This is a genomic window from Aquimarina sp. I32.4 (genome assembly GCF_002924285.1).
Classification (GTDB): domain Bacteria; phylum Bacteroidota; class Bacteroidia; order Flavobacteriales; family Flavobacteriaceae; genus Aquimarina.
This window is the reverse complement of sequence record NZ_PGUB01000187.1, coordinates 1-4,533: the sequence shown is the minus strand read 5'-3', so window position 1 is coordinate 4,533 and position 4,533 is coordinate 1. Positions and strand designations below refer to the sequence as shown.

Annotated in this window: 5 protein-coding genes; all 5 read right to left on the bottom strand. The window is 28.1% G+C overall.

Annotation, left to right across the window (positions count from 1 at the left end; translation table 11 throughout):
- Positions 1 to 205: 205 nt before the first annotated feature.
- Positions 206 to 526, bottom strand: a complete 321-nt coding sequence (locus tag CVD18_RS21560) for a hypothetical protein (RefSeq protein WP_146052896.1) — start codon at positions 524 to 526, stop codon at positions 206 to 208.
- 4 nt (positions 527 to 530) lie between these two features.
- A complete protein-coding gene (locus tag CVD18_RS21555; RefSeq protein WP_103867533.1) occupies positions 531 to 950 on the bottom strand; it encodes a hypothetical protein in 420 nt (139 codons plus the stop codon).
- A gap of 2 nt (positions 951 to 952) precedes the next feature.
- On the bottom strand, positions 953 to 1,984 hold the full coding sequence (locus CVD18_RS21550) for a hypothetical protein (protein ID WP_103867532.1): 1,032 nt from the start codon (positions 1,982 to 1,984) through the stop codon (positions 953 to 955).
- A 190-nt stretch (positions 1,985 to 2,174) separates the two neighbouring features.
- On the bottom strand, positions 2,175 to 3,710 hold the full coding sequence (locus CVD18_RS21545) for a hypothetical protein (RefSeq protein WP_103867531.1): 1,536 nt from the start codon (positions 3,708 to 3,710) through the stop codon (positions 2,175 to 2,177).
- Positions 3,711 to 4,214, bottom strand: coding sequence for a hypothetical protein (locus CVD18_RS21540; protein WP_146052895.1), 504 nt, complete (start codon positions 4,212 to 4,214; stop codon positions 3,711 to 3,713). It lies immediately after the preceding gene.
- Between the last annotated feature and the right edge of the window lie 319 nt (positions 4,215 to 4,533).

Sequence of the window (4,533 nt, the reverse complement as noted above, 5' to 3'; positions counted from 1 at the left end):
CTAAAATAGAAACTCCGCAATTAGCTATAAATCTAATTCTTGAACAGCATCAAAGATACATCAAACAACTACTAAGAGACCAAGAAAAGAACAATCAAACCTAAGATGACAAAGTAGGATTAATCATTCTCTTGGGTTATATTATAATATTCATAATATCTTTGTAACGTTTTTTCATATGGCACTGTATTTATTAAATATTCATTTAAACAAATATGAGCATCATTGCAATTATTATCAGTAGTATTAAGAGGCCATTGGCGTACCATTTTTTTTGTTTTCGGTATATTCTATATATCATCTCTATTATAGTTATACTTATAAAAATTATGATCCATAACCCACCCATTATAGCAAACCCTAACCCTCTATCGGTATGTCCTTTTTTTTCTGAATAATCAGGATTTGTATATTTCATTAGTATTGCTAATACTATAATAGGAAGTATCAAAATCAATAATCGAATAAAAAAGTAAGAAATAATCTTGTAATTTGTTTTTTTTGCTAAAACGCTTTCCTTTTTCAACTTGTTATTTTTTTAATTTAACACCTCTTCCTCCATACATATGAATGGCTAACGCACTAAATTCGTCTTGTGTTATCTCTAAAATTATATTGTATTTCTTAGAGATTTCTTTAAGATGTTTATTTACTTTTGAATTTTTGTTGATCGCAATACCTGCAATTACAAAAACAACTATTACGATAACTCCCACGATCGAAAGCTCTACTGTTTTTATGGTTTCATAAGTGTTATAAGCAAAACTTCTTCCTGCTAAAAAAATATTATGTATCAAGAATAGTACCCCAATAAGTAAAAACGGAATTTTAACATAGGTTTCCATAGCTGTAGATTCACTATATAATTTTAAAGGGATTTGTAGTATATCTGTAGGTACTTTTTCTATGATTTCTAGTTGAGGTTTTTCTGAAGTATTTGTATGTTCCATTTCTAATTTGTTTTAGACTTATGAATTGTTATGTTTTCTGATATTGTATTACATGTACGATCTTTTATGAAGATTTCATACGATGTTATAGTTCCATAAAAGCTATGATTTATAGCATAATAATGATCAATAGTAATTTTTTTCGGGAACTTTTGTTCTAAAAAAAAAATGACTTCTTCTTGGGTTGTCAATTTTTTTTGTTCAATTTTCTTAATACTTTCTTCAAAGATCTTTGTTATTTTTTTAAAAAGTCTGGTTGCTTTGGGGGATAATGCTTTTTCAATATTTATATCTTTGTTTTTTAATGTTTTTCCAGTTTTATCCTTAGCCTGTACAGCAATGATCTGGTCCTTCATTTTTAGAGGTACTAATAAACGTACTGCATTTTCTTGTTTTAAAGCGAACACTGGTTTATTGTCAATTTGTAATTCCTTGTAGGATTTAGAGGTACTTACCACATTCATTCCACATACATTTAATTTGCCAATTCCTTTACACAATGTTATATTTTTATTTTTTTCAATTGTAGTGCTCAAGTTATGCCTGTCTAGATGATATTTCTTTTTTTCTATAATTGCATTAGCATATTGGATTGTATCTAACAGAATAGATAAAGAAGTTTCATCTATATTTGTATAGAGTGCCAAAGTATCTCGCAGAGCTTGGTTAGGAGATAAAATCAATTTAGAACCTTGAATACCTTCTTTTAACTCTTGTGTAAAGGAAAATGAATTTAGGTAAGATCTGGCGTATTTCTCCAGTATATTATCAGGCAGTATTTTTAAAACATTTTTCTGTTTGTAATGAGAATCCCCAGAATAATCAACTATAATTTCTGATAGTTTGTTAATTTTTTGATACCGCCTCTTGCCTCTTTTTAATGTCTTGTTTAATGTTTCTTTTAATTGTTCAAAACTTTGTTCTTTGAATGGTTTTATTAATTCATCTCTAGACATAGTTGAATATGAATGTTCTTGTGCAAAAGAATTGGCAATAGTACATATTAAAATTAATGCAAATATTCTGACTAGCATGTTCTAAAGTTTTAAATCAAAAGTAAATATTAGATAGCTTAATAAGAATGAGTAATTAATATTCGTGTTTATCGAGTTTATATTTGATAACCCAGTTTCTACATTAGAAAATCTATTATGTCTTGAAACGGTTTTAAAATCTAACACTTTGCTATGCCAAAATTTATAAAACATCAGGTTAGTATTCTTTTCATTTTTTAAGATTTTTAACCTGTTGCATTAATTGGGCAAGTTGCTCATAAGTATCTTCTTCATAATTTAAAGGGTTGAGATTCTTAATCACTTTCATCTTTAGATTGGTGGTATTACACACATACACTTTATCCTTATCTTTAAAAAAGTAATATACATCAATCTCTACTGGATACTGCCCTCTACCACCATCACAAGGAGAGATAATATCAACAATAGAGCCTAAAAATGACATAGATTCTTTATGAGCAATATTAGTAATTGATTTGTTTTCTATAAGAAGCTTATCATTATATGCATGTGCTATAGTAAAACTTTTTACACTAGAGGTATATGAGATTGTAATACCTTTTTCTTTTGGATCTGCAGAAAACTTGTTGATTGTACTTTTTCCTATCCATAATTCACTATTTCCATGACCGTTATATGTATATATTCTAGGGTGAAATAAATCATTACCTGACAACCAGTTTATTAGAATCATCTTTTTTGAGTTGTAGTCATAATAATATTTGTGTAATCCATCAGAATAGACATCGCCAGTTTCTTTATGAAACTGCTCCTTGTTTTTTACTGAAGAGAAATCGATAGATTTATTACCTTTTACTAAGTCATAAAAATTGTCATATATTTTATCATTATACGTAATAAACTCTGTATGGCTATTAAGATAGGATGCTTTTTTACGAACAAAATGTATTGGGATACTGCTATATTCCTTTTGTTTGTGTATCAATCCATTTTCTTTATATAACCAAAGAAAACCATCGCCCGTATCTAAGGATACATTATCTTCTATTTGATATATTTTTAAATTTTTAAAGGAAGAATTCTCTTGTTGACTTGTAAAATCTGAAGTCAAATTATCAATATTATGTACTGAGATTCTATAAAATGTGTTTTCATCATATAGAAAAGCATCGGCTGTGGTATGTCTGTTTTTTAAACGAAAGAATCGTGTGTGTTTTCCTATAAGCCGTTCTATCTTATGAAAAGTAAACTTTTCTTTATGGAAATAAAATACATTTTCTGAATTTTTAAGAAGAATTTTTTGAGAAGGAAAATCTGTAATTACCTCAAGATCTAGAGGCATTTTAGCAATATTGTTTTCTGAATTTCTATGGGTATAATGCCCCACTTTTATATATTTCCATTGATTATTTATACAAAAGAAATTCACCCCAATACTTTCGTTTACCTCTTTATGACTTCCTATTTTTCGCACTCCATAATCTTTTACTTGGATTACATTTTTATGAAGTACAAAATATCCATCTATGGTAGAAAATAACATATCACCTTGATTTTCTGCCAGAATTTTAAAACTCTGGCTATTGATGTTTTTTAATACGATATTTTCTTGTGATACATAACTAACCTTATTAGGATCCTTAACCGTATGCTGAAACACAATCTGGTTGTTTTCTACAAACAACTTGTAATAATGCGGTGTATGATAATGATAACATTCACTCGCTTTACCAGTATACACAAAACATAAAATGCAAATAAATAATAAGATATATTTTTTCATTTAAAAAGGGAGGTATTTGGTTTTATCTAATAAATTTTGTAGGATACAAACATCAAAAAGTTGATGATACCCAACTAATTTTTTTCGTAAATTAAATAATAATTTCTTATTATGATCACTGTTCTTTTTACTTCGAGAATATAAATCAGGGAAAACAGGTTTTTGACTTTTATAATCCTTGATAGGATTGTTTTGTCTAAAATGTTCTTCTATGGTATCCAGGAATACTAATGCATCTTTTTTCAGATTTGACTTTTCATCAATTTCTTTGAGCTGTTCAATTCTTACTCTATAAATTCTGATACTTTTGTATATTCTTTCTAAAGCTTTTTGGGGATCCTCCATAGAAATTTCGCCAATTTCAAAATCATTAGGTGTACCTTTCAACTCATTTGCTTTTATTTGCAATAATTGTTGTATCAATTTCCCTTTGGTTTTAGAAATATCCAAAGGCGACATTTTTTGTAAATTTTCATTAATCACTAAGGGGAGGTTCTCCGTCATATCCTATATTATAGAAATATACTCTTTCGGTAGTGAGTAACTATTTCTATTTTCTAATTCTTGTTTATTGATGTCGCCCCGCATGTATGAATTGTTTTACTCCATTTTTTGTGAAATATCTATCAGATTCTCGATTAAAAAATATAGGTTTACAGCGGTTACTTCTTCTGGAAAACCAATGATTTGTATATATTTATCTGAAAAAGTTTTCCATGTTTCTATATCAAGAGGAATGTTTATTATTAATCCTACTTTGTCATCTTAGAAAAAAGGAGCAAAACGTTTTGTGAATGATAGTAAACACACTATTTTGCTCCTT